The organism is Sphingobacterium psychroaquaticum (genome assembly GCF_004421025.1).
Lineage (GTDB): Bacteria > Bacteroidota > Bacteroidia > Sphingobacteriales > Sphingobacteriaceae > Sphingobacterium > Sphingobacterium psychroaquaticum.
In genome coordinates this window covers 815,739-834,954 of sequence record NZ_CP038029.1, presented here as the reverse complement: position 1 = coordinate 834,954, position 19,216 = coordinate 815,739, and the positions used below count along the sequence as shown (strand labels likewise).

The 19,216-nt window shown below is 39.8% G+C and carries 19 protein-coding genes; 4 read left to right on the top strand and 15 right to left on the bottom strand.

All coding sequences use genetic code 11. From position 1 onward, the window contains the following. Positions 1-131 precede the first annotated feature (131 nt). Both E2P86_RS03520 and E2P86_RS03515 read right to left on the bottom strand, forming a co-directional pair. Positions 132-1,298 (bottom strand): hypothetical protein, encoded by a 1,167-nt coding sequence (locus tag E2P86_RS03520; protein WP_085472107.1) that lies wholly within the window; start codon positions 1,296-1,298, stop codon positions 132-134. 97 nt (positions 1,299-1,395) lie between these two features. Beyond that, on the bottom strand, positions 1,396-4,122 hold the full coding sequence (locus tag E2P86_RS03515; RefSeq protein ID WP_134430791.1) for a TonB-dependent receptor: 2,727 nt from the start codon (positions 4,120-4,122) through the stop codon (positions 1,396-1,398). Positions 4,123-4,343: 221 nt separating this feature from the next. On the opposite strand from E2P86_RS03515, the gene E2P86_RS03510 reads away from it, so the two are divergent. From E2P86_RS03510 to E2P86_RS03495, 3 genes are read left to right on the top strand one after another with little or no spacing between them, the layout of a single operon-like run. Then, a complete protein-coding gene (locus E2P86_RS03510; protein ID WP_134430788.1) occupies positions 4,344-4,982 on the top strand; it encodes an ABC transporter ATP-binding protein in 639 nt (212 codons plus the stop codon). A 3-nt stretch (positions 4,983-4,985) separates the two neighbouring features. Continuing rightward, the gene (locus tag E2P86_RS18270; protein WP_240775571.1) at positions 4,986-6,527 is read left to right on the top strand and encodes an ABC transporter permease; all 1,542 of its coding nucleotides are present in this window, start codon (positions 4,986-4,988) and stop codon (positions 6,525-6,527) included. 22 nt (positions 6,528-6,549) lie between these two features. Next, positions 6,550-7,032, top strand: a complete 483-nt coding sequence (locus E2P86_RS03495) for a hypothetical protein (protein WP_085472109.1) — start codon at positions 6,550-6,552, stop codon at positions 7,030-7,032. Between the two features lies 1 nt (position 7,033). On the opposite strand, the gene E2P86_RS03490 is transcribed toward E2P86_RS03495, so the two are convergent. From E2P86_RS03490 to E2P86_RS03435, 12 genes are all read right to left on the bottom strand, one after another. Next, a complete protein-coding gene (locus E2P86_RS03490) occupies positions 7,034-7,804 on the bottom strand; it encodes a DUF3050 domain-containing protein (protein ID WP_134430785.1) in 771 nt (256 codons plus the stop codon). A 49-nt stretch (positions 7,805-7,853) separates the two neighbouring features. Continuing rightward, positions 7,854-8,597, bottom strand: coding sequence for a LytR/AlgR family response regulator transcription factor (locus tag E2P86_RS03485; protein WP_134430782.1), 744 nt, complete (start codon positions 8,595-8,597; stop codon positions 7,854-7,856). Between the two features lie 203 nt (positions 8,598-8,800). Then, positions 8,801-9,280, bottom strand: coding sequence for a hypothetical protein (locus E2P86_RS03480; protein WP_134430779.1), 480 nt, complete (start codon positions 9,278-9,280; stop codon positions 8,801-8,803). Between the two features lie 114 nt (positions 9,281-9,394). Further along, positions 9,395-10,111: a 16S rRNA (uracil(1498)-N(3))-methyltransferase gene (locus E2P86_RS03475; RefSeq protein WP_134430776.1), complete on the bottom strand. Its 717-nt coding sequence runs from the start codon at positions 10,109-10,111 to the stop codon at positions 9,395-9,397. Between the two features lie 14 nt (positions 10,112-10,125). Next, on the bottom strand, positions 10,126-11,436 hold the full coding sequence (locus tag E2P86_RS03470; RefSeq protein WP_085472114.1) for a hemolysin family protein: 1,311 nt from the start codon (positions 11,434-11,436) through the stop codon (positions 10,126-10,128). A 10-nt stretch (positions 11,437-11,446) separates the two neighbouring features. Continuing rightward, positions 11,447-11,989: an inorganic diphosphatase gene (locus tag E2P86_RS03465; protein WP_085472115.1), complete on the bottom strand. Its 543-nt coding sequence runs from the start codon at positions 11,987-11,989 to the stop codon at positions 11,447-11,449. After that, the gene (locus E2P86_RS03460; protein ID WP_085472116.1) at positions 11,982-12,641 is read right to left on the bottom strand and encodes a DedA family protein; all 660 of its coding nucleotides are present in this window, start codon (positions 12,639-12,641) and stop codon (positions 11,982-11,984) included. Before E2P86_RS03460 ends, E2P86_RS03465 begins: the two co-directional genes overlap by 8 nt. A 63-nt stretch (positions 12,642-12,704) precedes the next feature. Beyond that, a complete protein-coding gene (locus E2P86_RS03455) occupies positions 12,705-13,124 on the bottom strand; it encodes an HIT family protein (RefSeq protein ID WP_085472117.1) in 420 nt (139 codons plus the stop codon). Between the two features lie 184 nt (positions 13,125-13,308). After that, positions 13,309-13,782: a transcription elongation factor GreA gene (gene greA / locus E2P86_RS03450; protein ID WP_085472118.1), complete on the bottom strand. Its 474-nt coding sequence runs from the start codon at positions 13,780-13,782 to the stop codon at positions 13,309-13,311. Between the two features lie 197 nt (positions 13,783-13,979). Continuing rightward, a complete protein-coding gene (locus tag E2P86_RS03445; RefSeq protein WP_134430773.1) occupies positions 13,980-14,675 on the bottom strand; it encodes a response regulator transcription factor in 696 nt (231 codons plus the stop codon). Positions 14,676-14,680: 5 nt separating this feature from the next. Then, entirely contained in the window at positions 14,681-16,354 is a 1,674-nt protein-coding gene (locus E2P86_RS03440) for a sensor histidine kinase (protein ID WP_134430770.1), read from the bottom strand. A 2-nt stretch (positions 16,355-16,356) separates the two neighbouring features. Next, positions 16,357-18,210, bottom strand: a complete 1,854-nt coding sequence (locus E2P86_RS03435) for a S9 family peptidase (RefSeq protein WP_234991115.1) — start codon at positions 18,208-18,210, stop codon at positions 16,357-16,359. A gap of 315 nt (positions 18,211-18,525) precedes the next feature. Between E2P86_RS03435 and E2P86_RS03430 the strand changes: the two genes are divergently transcribed. After that, positions 18,526-18,816 carry a DUF4286 family protein gene (locus E2P86_RS03430; RefSeq protein WP_085472122.1) on the top strand — a complete coding sequence of 97 codons (291 nt, stop codon included), beginning with the start codon at positions 18,526-18,528 and terminating at the stop codon, positions 18,814-18,816. On the opposite strand, the gene E2P86_RS03425 is transcribed toward E2P86_RS03430, so the two are convergent. After that, on the bottom strand, positions 18,813-19,214 hold the full coding sequence (locus E2P86_RS03425; protein ID WP_085472123.1) for a DUF983 domain-containing protein: 402 nt from the start codon (positions 19,212-19,214) through the stop codon (positions 18,813-18,815). The two genes, E2P86_RS03430 and E2P86_RS03425, sit on opposite strands and share 4 nt — an antisense overlap. Positions 19,215-19,216: the final 2 nt, after the last annotated feature.

The window sequence follows — 19,216 nt, the reverse complement described above, 5'->3', positions numbered from 1 at the left end:
TTAATAATTGACTAATAACCTAATCGAATTTAACACTTTTTCAATTATTTTTCGTTAGTCAATAATAAAAAAAGAAAAAAAAGAGACGTTTAAATTAAACGTCTCCTTATTACTACTATTAAATTCTCAGCTTATAAACCAACAGTCCATCCTTTTGCCCACTCTGGCGTAGCAGTTCCGGCACCAGCACCAGTAGCATTTGCATTTTCTGTAAACACTTTAGTCACATCTACAGCTGCACCCGCTGTTGTAGATCCTTTAGCTTTTGTTGTTACGTTATCAAATTTCACATTCGTAGCTTTCATTTGACCTGCACTCACAAACGCTACACTTTCATCGTGTTGAACATCAAAACCTACATCCCAATTGCTCAAGACAACATTATCAAAGGTACCATTTGTTCCGAAACGTAATTTGATCGCTTGTGGTTCAGCTCCTTGTTTACCGAGACCAATAAGTGTCAAGTTTTTAATTGTTGGGTTCGAAACAGGTGTCAATTTAAGATTCGTTGAGTTGTTATCCGCTTCAATGCCTCTATTTCCTCTTCCTAAACCTTCCTTACCATACCAGTTTTCATTCGTACCATTCCAACCTTCAGTCCAGTCAAATTGATCATCTTCACTTGAAGTAGATACTAAGTATTTTGTATTAACCGTACCACCGAACCATTCAAATCCATCATCAGAACCTTCGTGAACCTGTACATACTCGATTGTTGTACCGCTACCTACGCCGAAAAGAGAAAGTCCGTTGAATTCTTTTTCCGATGTATATGAATAACCTGAATACTCGATACGTAAGTACTTAATGCTACCAGAATTGTCATTAGCAACTGTTCCACCGTATGTTAAGGTTGCAACTTCTGAACTCGCAGTAGCACCTCTATTAATTGGTGCTTTACCACAAATTACAACACCACCCCATGCACCAGGTTTTTTCTCTGCTGCCGTAATAACTACTGGCTTCGCGCTTGTTCCTTCAACGAAAATCTGTCCGCCTTGTGCAACGGCTATATAACGAATTTCCTCTCCCGATTTAAACGTTGTTGCCTCTACGATTACACCAGCCTTAATGGTCAATTTTCCACCGTTAGCCACAACAAGCGATCCGGTCAACTTGTACGTGCCTGATTCTAAAATCAGATGCTCACCCGCTTTAACTTCACCTTTTAAATTGTTGCGATCAATAGTTTCAGGTGGAACTTCAACTGGATCTTTATCACTACATGATGTTGTGAATACCACAGCAGAAGAAGATAATGCTGCTAGAAGTAAAAGAGTAGAAATTGATTTTTTCATTTTTTTCGATTTAATCTTTTTGTTCAATTTTAATCAAAGGAATAGAATTACTATATCTATATGATTAACAGTTTATTAAATTATTGTTAACTGACTTTTATAATTGATATTTTAACGAAAGACTGAAATTTGCACCACGTTTGTACGAAAGAACCTTTACTGGAACCGCATCCTCTTGCCATCTTTGAAACTCTGGATTTAAGATATTTCTCGCACTCAAGTCTAAACCAATACGCTTCGAAAGCTTACTCTTCAATACAAAATCCATCGTTCCCAATCCGCGATCCACTTGATCTCCCAATCCATTAACACCAATCGCAAATAGTTTATCAGAATAATAGTTGTACAGCAATGTTGCGGTGATACTACGCTCGTTCGTAAATTTCTTTGAGTAAGATAAATCCGCATTGATCAACACATCAGATGCACCGGTGAAGCCAGCTTTATCTTTTACATCGAGGTTATACAAACCATTGGTCTCGCGGTTAACCTTAACAGCATCGAGATTTTGCGTCGTACGCATCAATGCGGTATTGAACCCAAAGGATAACTTATCTTGTTCTTCATTGAAGGTCAAAAGGTCTTTTTTCAACTCCAACTCCACACCATACACATACCCTTTATCACCCGTATTGATGTAAGAAATATCATTAGTCGCAGAGCTGATCGTAATCTCGTTAATTGGATTTTTAATGTATTTACCAAAAGCCGTTACCGAAAGCAACTCCGATGATTTCGGGAAGAATTCCCACTTCAAATCCACATTGTAATTATCTGATGGGTACAAATATGGATTTCCTTTATACACAACGTTGATCTCTTCATAAGGAAACAAAGCACGTTCTTTAAACTGTGGTAAAGTATATGTTTTACTTGCTCCCAAACGAAGGTTTTGTTTATCGTTCAGCGTATACTTTAAATTTAAACTTGGAAGCACACCATTCTTTTTGAAGGTATTATTGCCTCCTGCAGGAAGTTCTATACTGTAATAATCCACATATTGACGGATATTTTCATAACGCATACCCAATACCGCGTTTAGCTTCTCTGTTAGTTTATAATCTAAACTCGCATATCCAGAATAGATATCCTGTTCCCCATTATAAGTTTGATAACCATTCCCGGAAAATGATTCTAAATCATAATACACCCCAAAATTTTGCTGATTAAGAAATAGATCTAGATTTTTTGGATCAACCGCTACATTTCTATAGTCCGGACGGATATCAAAATTCAACTGAATGGCTTTAAAAGCGCGTTCTTTGCGACGACCATCTATCCCCACAGTTAATTTTCCTCGGTCGTTATCACCAATTTTATACGTCGCGGCAATGTTACCTGCAATTTCATTTTCAGTTAGCAGGTAAGTATAACGGTGATTGTCAGCCGCGTTGTTTCGAACAAAAGTCCACTCTCCATTTGAAGATTTTAATGTACTCTGCATACGGTCAGGCATATCTCCATTTACACGATTATAGGCAAGTCCCCACTGTAGGTCAATCTTTTGATTCAATTTATGAGTTCCCAACAACTGATTAATTATTAATTGCGTTTGTTCGTATGTTCCGCGCTGAATTAGACCGTTGTAATCTTCGGCCTTATCGACAATATATCCTGAAAAATTATCGCGGTATTGATCCGAAGAATTAACAAACAAAAAGTTATACGTTAATTTGTTATCGTTGTTGATTTGGTAATTGGTGTTTAACATGGCTGTAGTAGCCGTATTGTAACTTACTCGTTGTTGGTTCAACGCTTTTAATGGCGCTCCCTGTGCACTAAAATTACTATTCACCCCTTCACGATAACCATATCCATTGGCAAAGTTGGCCATAGCGAAAAAACTTAAACGACCATTCTCCCCTACACGGTACGCATTCCCCGCTTTCAGGCCAAAGTTTATCGGCGTCATCAACTTCTTGGTATCGACCCAACTGTTTTGGAAATGATAACTTCCAGTTGCATCCGCAGGAACCTTATAATTGGAAAATCCCCAGTAATTAGGCCCTTGCTGCATATACAGATTGCTGGTATTGCCTAATACATTTGTATTCACGGAACTACCTACTGATACTTCAAACATACGGTCACCTTTATAATCTTTCGATGCAATATCAATACTTGCTCCACCAAAATCACCATTCAAGCGCGAATGGTGTAGCTTATCCACACCTACATAATCCACCACATCCGTACTAAACATATCCAATCCAATATTCTTCAAATTTGGATTATTCGAAGGGATAGGCAGTCCATTCAACGAAGTAGAAATGTAACGGTCTCCGAGTCCGCGTACATATAATTGCGTGTTTGTCTCTTGCTTTGAGACACCCGACATCTTTGTTAATGCCGCTGCGGCATCTGTAATCCCCTTCCGAGATAACTCTTCTGCCCCTATCTTTTCAACAGAAAGGGACGATAATCTACGCTCCTCTAAAAGCGCGATTTCACTAGCCCGCTCTCTGCGTCTAGTAACCACAACCTCTTCTAAAGTAGAGCTTGCATTAATTAGAGAAACCGGCACAAAAGCCCAATCGGCAGTCTGGAGGTTAAAACGGGTAGAATCGGCTTTATACCCCACGAACGTACACACAATCGTGTATTCATTTGCTTTGGTCGGTAGATTGATGGAAAATTCTCCCTTTTCATTGGTTGATGCCGCATAAGTTGTGTTAGCAACTTTGATACTTACACCAGGAATGGGCTGAAAAGTCTCCAAGTCAAGGACTTTTCCTTTAACCCCAAATTGTTGTGCTTTAGTAATCGAAACCTGTGTTAAAAGCACCGAAATTAATACCGCAACATAATAGTTTAGCTTGTTCATAGCGTGTTAAAATTATGTTGCAATATTATGAGCTAAGTATTAGCTGAATATTAACGATGAATTACCATTACATCAGGTAAATATTAAAAAATTGTTAACGCCTCAGGGGTGCATTGGCCGCAAGGAACTTATGTATTTTTTTCGTTAAAAAACAAGGCTACATCGCTATTATTCGGACTTCTATAGAATTGTTCGTAATTTGCAACATAATCGCATTACGTATGGTTGAAACAGTATTAGCATCGAAAGATTTAAGTTTTCAGTATCCGGGAGCACCGACATTATCGTTTCCGGATATGACGATCTCTAAGCATCAGCATAGCCTGTTATTGGGAAACTCAGGCACCGGAAAGACCACACTCTTACACCTTTTAAGCGGACTTTCCGATCCACACCATGGCACCGTAAGTCTGCTTGGTCAAAATCTCTTCGCACTATCCAGCTCTTCACGTGATGCTTTCCGCTCGCAAAACTTGGGATTCATTTTCCAGGAAGCACATCTCTTACGGAACCTAACGGTGCTCGAAAATATCAAACTCGCCCAATCTTTAGCGAAGAAACGAATAGATAAAGGTCATATCGTGCAATTGTTAACGACACTACAACTGGGGGATAAAATCAACAGCTTACCGCATCAACTTAGCCGCGGACAAAAACAGCGTGTGGCGATTGCACGTGCCGTAATAAACAGTCCGGCACTACTTCTTGCCGATGAACCAACAGCGTCCCTGGACGACACAAACACCCAACTAGTTTTAGATTTACTGTTCCAAATCGCAGACCAGCATGGTTCCACACTCCTCATTGCGACACACGACAAACGTATAAAAGATCATTTCACTAACGCCTATCAACTGTAACACATGAATAATCTACAACTTGTCTGGAGAAACATCCGACAGCAATTTGGTTCCACTTTGCTGAGCATCTTGTTAACCGCTTTTGGAGTAGCTATACTATGTGTCATCTACATTACGAGCGATAGCCTGGAAAAACAATTAACCAACAACAGTAAAAATATTGATCTTGTTGTGGGGGCCAAAGGTAGCCCATTACAACTTATTCTAAGTTCACTCTACCATATCGATAATCCAACCGGAAACATCGCACTTAGTGAGGCGCGGAAGCTTGCTACGAACCCATTCATCGAACTGGCTGTTCCAATTTCTCTTGGAGATAATTTCAAAGGACACCGCTTGATTGGTACGGAGATATCCTATTTTCAGCTATACGATCTCAGACTTGCACAAGGTATGGTGTGGAAGAAAGCCTTTGAAGCTGTTATCGGTGCCGATGTTGCCCGTAAACGAGGATTAAAGGTGGGCGATAGTTTTCACACAGCGCACGGACTTTCTGCCGATGGCCATGTACACGATGAACATCCTTTCCGTGTGGTCGGGGTATTAAATAAATCGAATTCTGTCGTAGACAACCTTATTCTTTGCAATCTGGAAAGCGTTTGGGATGTTCACGGTATTGCACATGAAGACCATAATCATGATGACCACGACCATGACCATGATGGCCACGATCACGATCATGCACATACGGAAACAAATGTAAAACAGGAAGTGGCAGCAGCGGTAACGACGCCTGTTGCGCAGGATAGCAATCAAGCTGTCGCAAATAAACCTGTTAATGCACATAATCACGACAGTGAAGGCCACGATGATCATGACCATGCACACGACAGTACCGCTACGACAACCGCGGAAGAATCATCACCTGGCGCGGCGCGTCAAGCCATGATGGAAGCGCGAAATGCACAACAGCAGGAAAATCTTATTGCGCCCGCACAGGAAGCACAAGCGGCCGATGAAACCTTGGTTAAAAATATTGGTGACGATATGATTGAGGATCGTGGAGAAGAAGTTACTGCATTATTAATAAAGTACAGCTCCCCGGCAGCAATTGGCGTCATCCCGCGTTTGGTGAACCAATCTACGGATATGCAAGCCGCTTCTCCAGCTATTGAAAGTACACGGTTATTCTCCCTTTTAGGTGTTGGCTTGGACTCACTCACGGCACTGGCTTTCATCATTATGCTTATCGCTGGTTTAAGCGTCTTTATAAGCTTGTACAATGCGTTAAAAGACCGCAAGTATGATTTGGCTATTATGCGCTCTTTAGGCGCCTCCAAGGGAAAACTGTTTAGCCTTGTTATTCTTGAAGGTTTTATTATTACCCTTATAGGGGGAATCATTGGACTCTTGTTAGGCCATATTGCCTTATACCTAATCAATCAACAAACGAGCGAAAGCGCGGATTTTATCGAAGCATTGGTCATCAATGAAAAAGAATTTTTACTAGTCGCTGTAGCCTGTGCTATCGGTATTTTTGCCGCACTTATACCGGCAATCAAAGCATACAAAACCTCTATTTCAACGATCTTAGCAGATAAATAACAAAGTATACAACAAACAAGACATGAAAAAAAATATAATATCGCTCTTTATACTTTTCCTTTCGATTGGCTTTGCACAAGCACAGATTGGTCGTTTTCCGGATGCCAATGTTCCGGATCACACACCTATGATGAACAAAACTTGGGAAGCCATTGATAAGATGATGTACAAAGTAACGTACGAAGGAAATAAAAAGGTATATACACCGAGCTATCCTCCCGTATTAAAGGCATTAGAGAATAAGGTGGTAGAACTACCGGGATACCTTGTTCCTTTGAACAGTGGCCGTACGCATACAACTTTTATGATTTCCGTTCTACCGGTGATGCAATGTATGTTTTGTGGATCGAATGGAATCCCACCCATGGTTGAGGTATTTATGAAAAATGGTTCGGTAAAATTCACCGAAGAACCTATCAAAGTGAAAGGTCGAATGAAATTTAATCCCGAACCATTAAAAGGGAATGCTGAAATTCAGATTATCGATGCTGTGTTGGTAAAATAAATTATTTACCCAGCGAATCCAGGATAGCATCCCATAAGGCTATTCTTTTTTGAAGAGCTTGTTTGGAAACCGTGGTCATCTCCTTCCATTTTTGATCATCATCGCCCGCAAGCTCTTCAATCATTTTCATGGCCAACGGACCATGCTCGTCTCCATCCAATTCGATATGCCGCTGGAAATAATAGATAAAATGTTGCAGATCTACGTCGGGAAAGCGTTGTTGTATTTCCGTTAAGATGGAGCTGAACATATCCGGAATTAAATCCTCTCGCCCAAAGGTAAAAGCAGCCGCTATTTCATGTGGTCTACCGTTCGATACCGTCTCAAATGTAAAAGCTAAAAAGTCTTTAATCCGTGGATCAAGCTGCGATTGCGCGATGCTATCCATGATAGCCTGACGCTCCTTTACATCTTTCAAAAATACAGTGACAGGTATTGTATCGGCTTCCATGCGCTCCATCGCATCCAAATACATTTCAAAGTGACTGAGGCGACGCCCATCGATGTATTCATCGGATTCTTCAGCCAGCACAATCTCGTTAATCAGATACCGAGTTGTTGGGTATTCGCTGGCAAACCAAGGAATTGTTGTACAGGTTAATTGTATTTGTAATGCTTTAAGAAGCGACATAAAGTCCCAAACCGCATAAACATGTCCTTCTGTAAATTTACGAAGGTCTGCTATGGTCTGAATTTGTGCATATAAGGGGTGTTGCAGTAATATATCCCGTTCTTCTTTTATAGCTTCGTTAATGATGCTGATTCTATTCATACGGCAAAAATACGTGCTTCCATTCAATTGGCGATCACGCTAAATAATTTTATGGCAAATTAATGAGATTACCGGACCAGTGCCTAATTTGTTTGATTCCCATTCGTGCGTAAAGTTGAGCACGATATTGCATACCGATATTAATCTCTTTATGATTTTTTAAAACAACTTTGACCGCGTTCATGCTAACAATATGATCCATGTTAACAATAAAGGATCGGTGGACCCGCACAAAAGTGCGCCATGAAAGCTGCTCTTCTATATCTTTCATCTTACCCAACAGAATGTGTGGAGCCATGCCAGTCACGGTGTATATTCGCGCATAGTCTCCCCATGCTTCCACATAAAGGATTTCATGTATCACAATAAAAACTGTGTGACCTCTATCCTTATATTTAAAGTACTTCATCCCCCCATCTATCTGCCGATAAAACATTGCACGCTGAACTTTAATGACGGCCTTTAAGAGACGGTCTCTGCTTAGCATTGATTTCAAAATAAAGTCAATAACATCTAGCTCAAACCCTTCGGTCGCATATTCGGGATATGACGTAATAAAAATGACAAGTGGTGGCCTCTCTAATGATTTGAGAAATGAAATACCATCCATTCCCGACATCTGTATACCTGAAATAATTAAGTCCACCTCCCTAGATGTAACTAGTTCTAATGCGTGATCGGTGCATGGGAAAGATCCGAGAACTCGAAAAACATCAATATCTGAAACGAGCGATTCAACGTGTAGTCTAGCAACAGGATCATCATCGATTAAGACTGTTTTTATTATGTGCATAAGTAACGCGTACAGATCAACACTGGGTAAGGGACTATCGATAGCATACCTATCCCCGCATAAATTGGTTCGTTTTCGTATTTCTTTTAAAAAAGAAGTAGCGTATAGTAAACCTAATAAAAAAACATCATAAAAACAAATATAATTCTGATTTAGCAATGTTTTTCAATCAATAATTTTAAAACACACCTTGCAAGTGCGTGCTAGAATCTAAATCTAAGACCTGCCTGAAATGTCGCAACATCAACAAATTCACTTTGGCTTGTAGAGAATTTTGGTGCATAGATAGCAAACACTCCTATTGGAGTTTTAGGAACATGGTAGTCAAAACCGCCCTGCGGCACAAGTGAAAATGGTCGTTTTTCAACTGCAGAGGACTGTCGACTAAAAAAGTCAAGTGTCAGCTCCCCGCCGACAATAAAGAATAAGCCATCAGTAAGAATAGGAAAACCATATAAATACCCGAGTCCTATAGCCCAATCATTTCCATCTGAGAAACTAAAGTTAGTTTGAATCTGATGCTGTCCGCTAAGACTCAACTTATATTGGACTCCGTAATACGTCGCGATTGCCATCCCTGATTCGAAGTTAGGCGCAATATACACCGAAACTGCATGTCGCTGCTGTCCATTAACAAGCGTGATAACGAACAGAAAAAAAATAATAGTCAGTAGTTGTTTCATCTCATGATTTTAAGATCATGCGTAAATATATACTTGTTTAAGAAACAGCACGTTTCTTTTCGATGAAACGAAGATTAACTAAGATGAAATCCAATAAAGAGGCAAAAATGTAGGTTATCCCCGATTCAGAAGTGAAAACTCAACGCAGCTTACTAGAGCAGCTGTTTCTGTACGCAGGCGACTATCACCAAGGCTCACGGGAGCAAAACCTTGCGTCAAGGCATCATTGATCTCCGTCGAAGAAAAATCCCCCTCCGGTCCAATTAAAATCAGATAAGAGCCTTTAGGCTGACAAACATCAGCGACATACCGTTTCTCACCTTCTGCACAGTGAGCAATCAGTTTAGTCTGATCCAGACCAGCCTGTTGTTTTAAAAACTGTGTAAATGTAATCGCAGGGTTTATCTTTGGGAGATAAGCCTTCAACGATTGCTTCATAGCCGAAGCAACAACCTTATTCAGACGATCCACTTTAACCTCCTTACGCTCGGAATGCTCCGAGATAATCGGTGTGACCTCTTGAATACCAATCTCTGTAGCCTTCTCCAAAAACCATTCGATACGATCGATATTCTTCGTTGGCGCTACAGCGATATGTAAATGATAAGAAGATTTTTGAAAATCAACTTCAACCCTATTAATCTGTAAGGTTGTACGCTTAGGATGTGGATCAATAATTTCAGCATCATACCAACCACCAACACCATCGACCAGCACCACCGCATCACCCTGTTGCAAACGCAACACACGGATAGCGTGCTTACTTTCCTCTTCGCTAAGCAAGAACTGTTTATGGTGAGGGGCAATATCAGCCGTATAAAATAAATGCATCCAACTATAGCTTATTAGTCGTTATCATCGTTCGGTGTTTCCACCAAATCCAATTTCACGAATTCGATATTCTGTTGGGTCTTTTTAATGATCGTGAATGAGTATCCCTCTACAATCATGCGTTCACCCACATCCGGGATTTTCTCAAAGTAATGGCTCACCAATCCCGCCATAGTATCATAGTCTGAGCTTTCAGGCAATTCTAACGGTAAATATCCGTTAACATCATGCACACTCGCTCCAGCATCTACCATATATTCCGTTTCCGAAATACGCTCTACAACTGGTGTTTCCTCATCATACTCATCCTGGATCTCTCCGACCAACTCTTCCACAATATCTTCCAAGGTAACCATCCCCGCTGTTCCACCAAACTCATCCAAGACAATAGCGATCTGGATACGCTTCAGCTGAAACTCCGTCATCAGGTCATTGATTTTCTTGGTCTCCGGAATGAAATAAGGCTTCCGCATAATATTCTTAAGCACAACCTCTTTTCCTTTCACGATGATCGGGAGAATATCTTTGGTATGTACAATACCAACAATCTGGTCAATATTATCATCGTAGATCGGCAGGCGCGAATACCCCTCTTCCGTCACGGTATTGATAAAATCTTCAGCGGTATCGTTCACCTCGATCGCAATAATCTTCGTACGGGGCACCATGATATTCTTAACGATACGTTCATTGAAATCAAACACATTTTTGATAAGCTCGTGCTCTGCGGTGTTTAGCGCACCACTTTCCTTTCCTTTTTCAAGAAGGTATTGAAGTTCTTCCGAGGAGTGGTTAGACTCATGTCCATGCACTTCAATTCCAACCAAACGAAGCAAGAAATTGGCAAAACCATTCAAGACCCAAATGATCGGTTTAAACAGAAAATAGAAAAACTGCAACGGAGCTGCAATACGCATGGTGGTAGCTACCGGTCTATGGATTGCAATAGACTTAGGCGCCAATTCACCGAAAACGATGTGCAAGAATGTGATGATACTGAAGGCCAGAACGTGACCTAAATTTTTGGCTAACGGCCCGGTGAGTTCCACGTTAAAGAGACCAAAAAATTGATTGACAATTTCAGTCATTACGGCTTCTCCGACCCAACCCAGGGCAAGAGAAGCTAATGTTATACCTAATTGCGTTGCCGCAAGATAGCCATCAAGATGTTCTGTGATATTCTTCGCCATTTTGGCGACTTTACTTCCAGACTTGGCTTGTAGTTCTATTTGCGAGGCGCGTACTTTGACAATAGCAAATTCCGCCGCCACGAAAAAACCATTAGCTAACACTAGAAAGAATGTCCAGAATAAATCGAGAGCCATGCGTTATCGCTTACTTATTTGTGAACTCTTTGTTGTACAATTCAATACTTTCTAACAAAATCTGTTGTGCCTTTTCACGACCTTGAATTCCTTCTACCACAACATTTTTCTTCTCTAGCGCTTTGTAGCTTTCAAAAAACTGAACAATCTCCTTCATCACGTGAGGCGCTAATTGTTCAATATCATTGATATAGTTATAGATAGGGTCATTTTTAGCAACAGCGATAAGTTTATCATCCTGCTCACCACCATCAACCATATTCATAACACCAATAATTTTTGCTTCGACCAAGGTCATCGGTAAAATATCAACAGAACAAATCACCAAAATGTCCAATGGATCGTTATCGTCACAGTACGTCTGTGGAATAAATCCATAGTTAGCCGGATACACAACAGAAGAACTCAAAACACGATCTAACAACAATAGGCCTGTTTCTTTGTCGAGTTCATACTTTCCTTTAGAACCGTTTGTAATTTCAATAATTGCATTTACCGAATTTGGCACATCACTTCCAGGAGATATCTGGTGCCAAGGATTTTGTTTACTCATTAATATTAGTACTGTTTGTTTGTTTTCTTGTTTTTAACCAACGTTTTAATAGGGCTATCGCTATTGGCAAAAACGCAATAACAATAAGTCCTACGATAATATATTCTACGTAATTAATGATTGCAGGAAACTTAACCCCCAAAAAGTAACCCGTCAATGTCAGTAAGCTAACCCATAAAAGAGCACCTAAGACATTGTAAATGACAAACTTCCTGAAATTTAGCTTTACAACTCCCGCAAATATCGGTGCAAATGTACGAATAATAGGCACAAAACGTCCTATGATTAAAGCTGTTCCACCATATTTCTGATAAAACTCCTCTGCCATCACAACATATTTACGTTTAAACAACAAGGAGTCTTGCCGTTTAAAGAGCATGGGGCCCGTTCGATACCCAAACCAATATCCTGTAAAGTTACCCAATATCCCGGCCCCCAATATACCAAAGTACATGGTGACAATATCAACATCGATTTTCCCTAAAGCACAAAAAAGCCCCGCTAAAAACAATAAATAATCTCCCGGCAAAAAGAAGCCAAAAAACAATCCAGTTTCAGCAAAGACGATCAATATAACAATATAAAATCCGCCATGGCTTAACAAATGTGCTGGATCCATTAACTGTTGGAACGATACCCACAAATCTTGCATATCCAATAATTATTAATTTGTAAAGCCCAACTTAGCAACACGCATACGTCTCATCTGCTCTATTTAAATTGTTGTGGGATTAGTTACGTCCGAAATTGCTGAACGAATATCTTCTGCAATTTGCGTCATTTCTTCCGCAGGAATGCTCAGCTTGGGGCGAGCAAAATTCATATCACTTACTTCATTAATAGGGATCAAATGGATGTGCGCATGTGCAACTTCCAGACCCACAACAGCGATTCCAACCTTTCGGCAGTCAAATACTCGCTTTATTCCCTGTGCTACAATTTTCGCAAAGACCCACATCCCCATATAATCTTCATCGTTTATATCAAAAATGTAATCTGTTTCTTGCTTAGGAATGACCAAAACATGCCCCCGCGTTAACGGGCTAACATCTAAAAATGCTAAATAGTCATTGCTCTCTGCTACCTTAAAGGATGGAATTTCACCGGACACTATCTTTGAAAAAACTGTTGACATAGCTTATCTATTTAAGAAATCAAACAAACTTAGATAAATTTACTTTTTTTAACAAATGTTTCTCCAATTCCGTGCCGTGTTTAGCGCATAGAAAAACGGTTGCCAAAAAATGACAACCGTTACAAATACGTTGTATCTAAAATTATGTACGGTTATGGCAAAACCGCACATAACCAACTAAAAACTATCTAGATATCTCTAAGATTTCAAATTCCATAACACCTGCTGGAGCTTCGATTTGCGCTACTTCACCAACCGACTTACCCAACAAACCTTGTGCAATCGGAGACTTAACAGAAATCTTACCTGTTTTCAAGTCCGCCTCTGTCTCCGAAACCAACTGGTAGGTCATCACAGCATTGTTCTTTTTGTTCTTGATCTTCACATAAGATAACGCCAAAACTTTGGAGGTATCAAGTGTCGATTCATCGATCAATCGCGCGCTTGCTAAAACTTCTTCCAACTTGGCGATTTTAGTCTCATGCAACCCTTGCGCTTCTTTTGCAGCATCATACTCTGCATTTTCTGACAAATCCCCTTTATCGCGAGCTTCAGCAATAGCTTTTGCAATATTTGCTCTTCCTTCTGTTTTTAGATAATGCAATTCTTGTTTAAGCTTATCTAATCCCTCTTGTGTGTAATAAGTTACTTCTGCCATATTTATATTACTTTATTTTCAAAATTTAAAACGTAGCCGTACCCACTGATGATAGAGCGTATAAAAGGGCTTATCATCATTACGTACAAAGACCACTAAAAAACAAAAAAAAGACAAGACCATACTGCCCTTCATCAGGACAACATGGTCTTGCACGTTGCTTGCTAAATTAACAATCAACTTTTATATAAACAAATTTATTCCTCTTCGGTATCAATAAATTTATATCCCAATCCCCGGACTGTCTGTAAAAAATGTGGTTTATCCGGGTTTGTTTCAATTTTCTTACGTAAACGTACCACATGCATATCCAATGTTCGCGTATTCACGTTCGAGCTATACCCCCAAACAACTTCCATCAGCTCCTCCCGCGTTATCTCCTTTCCAACATTCTGAAGAAAATAAAGAAGAATTCTATTTTCCAATATCGTTAACTCAATTTTCTTTCCATCTCGGATTAACGAGTGAATATTGGGATGGTGCTCAGTCCCCCCAAAAGTATATACATCATTACTCTTCGGCAGAAAAAAGCGCACCTTGTTCTCGATCATCGCAACCAGAACGTCCATATTAAATGGCTTGGTGATGTAATCCGTTACCCCATAACTGTAGGCGTCAATTTTATCTATATCTTGCGATTTAGCGGTCATCATGATAATGATATTTTCGAAACCCGCCTTCCGCACTGATTCACATACCGCAATTCCTTCTTTTCCGGGCAGCATCCAATCCAACAACACAACATCTGGTTTATCCGCTAAAATCAGTGCCTCCGCCTCCAATCCGTTTCCAGCTTGAATAACGGTATACCCCTCGGTCTGCAAGCGGTGCGTTACCAAGAACCTTAGGTTCTCGTCGTCTTCAACAACTGCAATGGTGATGTCTTTACTCATAATAGTTATATCTTTTTTGGACCCAGTGGTAAAAATAACGTAAATGTTGTCCCTTCATTCAGCACACTATCTACCTTTATCTCCCCACCCATAAAATCAACAATTTCTTTACAGAATGCTAGTCCCAAACCAATACTACCCTGTTGATTGAATTGATTCTTTACTCTATAAAATTTCTTAAAAATACTATTAAATTCCTTTTTATTGATACCTATTCCACGATCTTTAAATTTAATAACAAAATTCTTTTTATTTTGTTGCATTTCGATACGTAGATATTTACGCTGTGGCTCTGAATATTTATACGCATTATCGATTAAATTCTGAAACACACTCAACAATAACGTTGTATCTACGACCATATCATTTTGGACATCGATTGTATAGCTAAAGTTTAAATCGGGATATTTAAGTTTAACCGCTTCAAAAATTGGCGCACAGAATTCTTCCACACCGACTTGCTCCTTATTGGGCTTAATAGATTTATTTTCTATTTGCGCAAATGAGAGCAGTTTATTCATTAAGCTATTCAACTTATCGGCTTCCTGGTCCAATATCTTCCCATACATCTTCTGTTCCGTAGCCGATAAATTCTCCGCGCTCTGGATATTGTTTCCAGCTATTTTTATCACACTGACGGGAGTCTTAAACTCGTGCGTTAGGTTATTGATAAAATCATATTGCAACTGGAACAGCTTACTGTTAATAATTACATTTCGGTAAATAAGATACGCAATAAGTAGCAGAATGATATACACTAAAGAAATACCAAGACTCACAGGTAAAAATCGCCGATTGATTTCCTTATTGATAAACCGTTCGGAACTCACAAACTGAAGTTTATAATCGGATAGTGCTCCCGGCAACGACAGTTCCGTTTCAAGATGAAAATGTTGGTCACTGACATTGCCTGAAACGATAGGCACCACGGTGATGTGCTCATATAAATTGGGCAATACATTTTTAACCTTGATTCGATTCGGATTAATAATAAACATAAACAAATCCTGATCATAAGACATCACAGGGACATCGAAGATGGACATCATTCGCTTATACGTCAACATATCCGTAATCCGCGGGATATTCATATAAGAAACCTTACCCGCACTCATCGCGTAAAACACTTTATAGATATCATTGTCAGACATCTTCGTGGAATCATTAACACGATCTAAAAAACCGACAAATTTCAACACCATATTGTTGAAATCTTCCGTATACAAACGCGTATCACTACTACTCTTCCGTTGTGAGACCAACCGGTTTTTATGATCTAAACCAAAGGAGATAATATTTTTGGGATACACCATAAGATGGTTATACTTAATCCCGAGCTCCACCGAATCTGAATTTGTTACGGTGAGATCGTAGAAAAGTATCTGTTCCACAAAAGGATTCTTACGCAAAACATCATTCGCATAACCCGATGCTTTAACCGAATCCAAAAAACCTTGATAATACGAGATCTCTGGTATCTTTTCATTAAAAAACTCGTTAAAAGCAAGTACCGACTGATCAAAAACCTCAACTTTTCGGTTATTAAACTCACCTTCGATCAGGTTTACAATCATCTTACGTGCAAAAACCATAGACACCACAAACAATACGGTAACCAGTACCATAAAGGCGACCAACAAATGGAAAATCTTGCGATATTTTAGTTGATTATAAGCCACGATTATTTCAGATATTCCCGTAAGAACAGTTCTACTTCTTGGTAATAATTAATAATATTTTCCTCGTTTCTAAAGCGACGACCTTCTTCCTCTCGGTAAATATACTTCACCGGAACATTATTATTCTTTAAACGTTGTACAAATTGATTTGCATCGGTCAGTGAGCTGTAGCTATCCTTTCCTCCCTGCGCAAATAGAACTGGTATTTTAACCTTGTCCGCGTGAAATACAGGAGATATCGCCTTAAACATATCATACTCCTTGGTTGGGTTACCAATAATGTTATAAAATAACTTAACGTATTGTTGCTGATGCGGCGGGATTTCCTTTAAATAGGTAAACAAATTGGTATACCCCGATAGCGAGATAGCACACTTATAGAAAGACGAATTATATGTCGCACCATGGAGTGCCGAATACCCGCCAAAGCCAGTACCCATAATCGCCACCTTATTCTTATCCACAACGCCTTGGTGGATCAGCCACGTAACACCGTCGATAATATCCGATTGTATCTTTCCGCCCCATTCTTTAAATCCGGCTGCCCAGAACTTCTTACCATAGCCGGCTGACCCTCTATAATTAGGTTGAAATACCAAGTATCCTCGGTTTGCCAGAAACTGTACCTCTGCATCAAAGTCTATACTTTCACGGCGATAGGGACCATCGTGTACCAAAACCACCACCGGTAGATCCGTTGTTACATTCGAAGCCGGGTAAGTTAAATAACCGTGCAGCGTCAAACCATCTCTACTCTGAAAAGAAATCGCTTTTTTAGGCAACAACTCCACTTTACTCAGCTTGGGATTCACATCAGACAGAAGGGTGGCCTCATTTTCCAACACATCGTAATGATAAATACCTCCGGCATTGATATCCGTATAAATGCGAACAATCCAGTGTAATTGTTCTCTGTCCGAATCTATAATATCGATAGATTGTCCCTTAAATTTACTGGATAGCTTATTAAAATGTTCTTCAAAAGTTTTATCAAAAAAATGCTTTTCACTTTTATCGATGGTATATTCGCTATACACCAATTCCTGCTGATGAAAAGAATAACCAGAAGCATCCAAATCGACCTTCTCATTGCTATAAAGAACATTTTCTTCACGTCCCGTTGCGGTATTATATTCTACCAATGCCAGCTTATCTCGGTTATAGTTCGATAGCGCATAAATATTAGTTGAGGAATTCTTTACATAACCCAACGGCTGAATCAAAGTTTGGTAATCGGTAATAGCCACTTGCCTGAACGGCTCACTCTCATTGGCCCGATAAAGCATGCTTTCCTGTACGCTATCACTGGTTATAGCCAACCGTACTTTGCCATCTGGTGCCGCAAACCAAGTGGAAATATTACCTGGATTTTGTGTCACCAACACCGGTTCAGCACCATTTAAATATATTCTGTAGAGATCAAACACCGTCGAGTCACGGCTATTCATGCTCGCCAACAGATAATCACTCTTCTCCTTTTGTGGATTTAGCCAACGGAGTTTTGCTTTACGCGTAGGCAATAACTTATGCATTTCCTCGGTTTCAACGGAAATACCAAAGATGCGCAAACTATCGTTCATCGACTGCGCATTGGAAAATACGATCGTAGAATCCGAAGCCCAAAAGAAATACTGCACATTGATATCGGATTGATACGTCAACTGTTTCGATTTACGCTTATCCTCCAAATCCAATACAAAGATATTTTTACAATGATCATCGATACCGAGGTAAGCGATTTTTTTACCATCAGGCGAAATCCGGAAGTTCGTTTTTTCTGGTTTTACGAAGAAATCCTCTATGGGGATTAATTTCCCATCTCCTTGCTTTTTTCCACATGAAACGATAACGCACATGATACATCCGATAAAAAAGCAAAAAGAAAGTCTAAACATATATAATCTCATTGTTCTCCCAAAGATTGTCAAAATTTAATGATTTTTAACATATGCAACCTTATTTTTACAGGCCGAGCGTTACACGTAGTCTATTTATAATCGCTTACCGATCTGATATTTCAATTCCTTCTCCGCCTATATTATACCATACATCCGTATAAAACAGCCTTACCGGAGAGCAAATCGAGGTAGAAGTAAACATAGTAGTGTAATAATCGCGACCGAACGAAGCTCCTGTTCACTTCTTTTGTATAGATTTTACTAATTTCGCGTATGATTTTATATAATGTCTCCCTTATTATTGAAGACAGCGACCACGACATGTTGCTCGACTGGTTGAAAAGCACGTTACGTCAAAACCGTTACGAAGCAAAATTTCTTAAAATGTTGGACAGTCCGCATGATGGTTCAACGTACTGTATTCAAATTGTAGCACAAAACGAAGATATGATTAACAGCTTTCAGCTGGAAATACTGCAACAGCTACAAGAACAGATCGCAATACGCCACAAAGACAAAGCTTTTATCTTTGACAGCCGTATGCAATATTTGACACTCGATTAATTGTTCTCCCCTGCTTGTTCATCCTGATAAGCAGGGTTATAGCGCACCTTCGGCGTTAAGTAATGAAGTAATACTAAACGCGAATAACGCAGGTTGAACGGTGCAAAAATAAAGATAGCCGCAAAAAGAACAACAACATATAACCACGGCGATTCACTATGTGTTAACATGGCTGTTCCTAAGCCCAACGTTACAACCTCCGCAACCGAAAAGGCATAACTCACATACATTGCCGCATAAAAATAACCGGGCTCAATCTCGAACTTTAAACCACAATGTGGGCAGTGCTCATACATATGTTGCTTACGAAGTCCATAAACGGGGCCATCAAACATTTTGCCCACCCGACAGCGCGGACATTTCGACTGCAATACAGCTGTAATTCTCGAAATCGCCATGA

Bases quoted from the DNA above. Each gene is read 5' to 3' on its own strand.
- E2P86_RS03470 (WP_085472114.1), bottom strand. From the start codon at position 11,436: ATGGCTCTCGATTTATTCTGGACATTCTTTCTAGTGTTAGCTAATGGT.
- E2P86_RS03460 (WP_085472116.1), bottom strand. From the start codon at position 12,641: ATGCAAGATTTGTGGGTATCGTTCCAACAGTTAATGGATCCAGCACAT.
- E2P86_RS03425 (WP_085472123.1), bottom strand. From the start codon at position 19,214: ATGGCGATTTCGAGAATTACAGCTGTATTGCAGTCGAAATGTCCGCGC.
- E2P86_RS03510 (WP_134430788.1), top strand. From the start codon at position 4,344: ATGGTTGAAACAGTATTAGCATCGAAAGATTTAAGTTTTCAGTATCCG.
- E2P86_RS03515 (WP_134430791.1), bottom strand. From the start codon at position 4,122: ATGAACAAGCTAAACTATTATGTTGCGGTATTAATTTCGGTGCTTTTA.
- E2P86_RS03480 (WP_134430779.1), bottom strand. From the start codon at position 9,280: ATGAAACAACTACTGACTATTATTTTTTTTCTGTTCGTTATCACGCTT.
- E2P86_RS03475 (WP_134430776.1), bottom strand. From the start codon at position 10,111: ATGCATTTATTTTATACGGCTGATATTGCCCCTCACCATAAACAGTTC.
- E2P86_RS03485 (WP_134430782.1), bottom strand. From the start codon at position 8,597: ATGCACATAATAAAAACAGTCTTAATCGATGATGATCCTGTTGCTAGA.
- E2P86_RS03445 (WP_134430773.1), bottom strand. From the start codon at position 14,675: ATGAGTAAAGACATCACCATTGCAGTTGTTGAAGACGACGAGAACCTA.
- greA (WP_085472118.1), bottom strand. From the start codon at position 13,782: ATGGCAGAAGTAACTTATTACACACAAGAGGGATTAGATAAGCTTAAA.
- E2P86_RS03495 (WP_085472109.1), top strand. From the start codon at position 6,550: ATGAAAAAAAATATAATATCGCTCTTTATACTTTTCCTTTCGATTGGC.
- E2P86_RS03435 (WP_234991115.1), bottom strand. From the start codon at position 18,210: ATGTGCGTTATCGTTTCATGTGGAAAAAAGCAAGGAGATGGGAAATTA.
- E2P86_RS03430 (WP_085472122.1), top strand. From the start codon at position 18,526: ATGATTTTATATAATGTCTCCCTTATTATTGAAGACAGCGACCACGAC.
- E2P86_RS03520 (WP_085472107.1), bottom strand. From the start codon at position 1,298: ATGAAAAAATCAATTTCTACTCTTTTACTTCTAGCAGCATTATCTTCT.
- E2P86_RS03490 (WP_134430785.1), bottom strand. From the start codon at position 7,804: ATGAATAGAATCAGCATCATTAACGAAGCTATAAAAGAAGAACGGGAT.
- E2P86_RS03465 (WP_085472115.1), bottom strand. From the start codon at position 11,989: ATGAGTAAACAAAATCCTTGGCACCAGATATCTCCTGGAAGTGATGTG.
- E2P86_RS03455 (WP_085472117.1), bottom strand. From the start codon at position 13,124: ATGTCAACAGTTTTTTCAAAGATAGTGTCCGGTGAAATTCCATCCTTT.
- E2P86_RS18270 (WP_240775571.1), top strand. From the start codon at position 4,986: ATGAATAATCTACAACTTGTCTGGAGAAACATCCGACAGCAATTTGGT.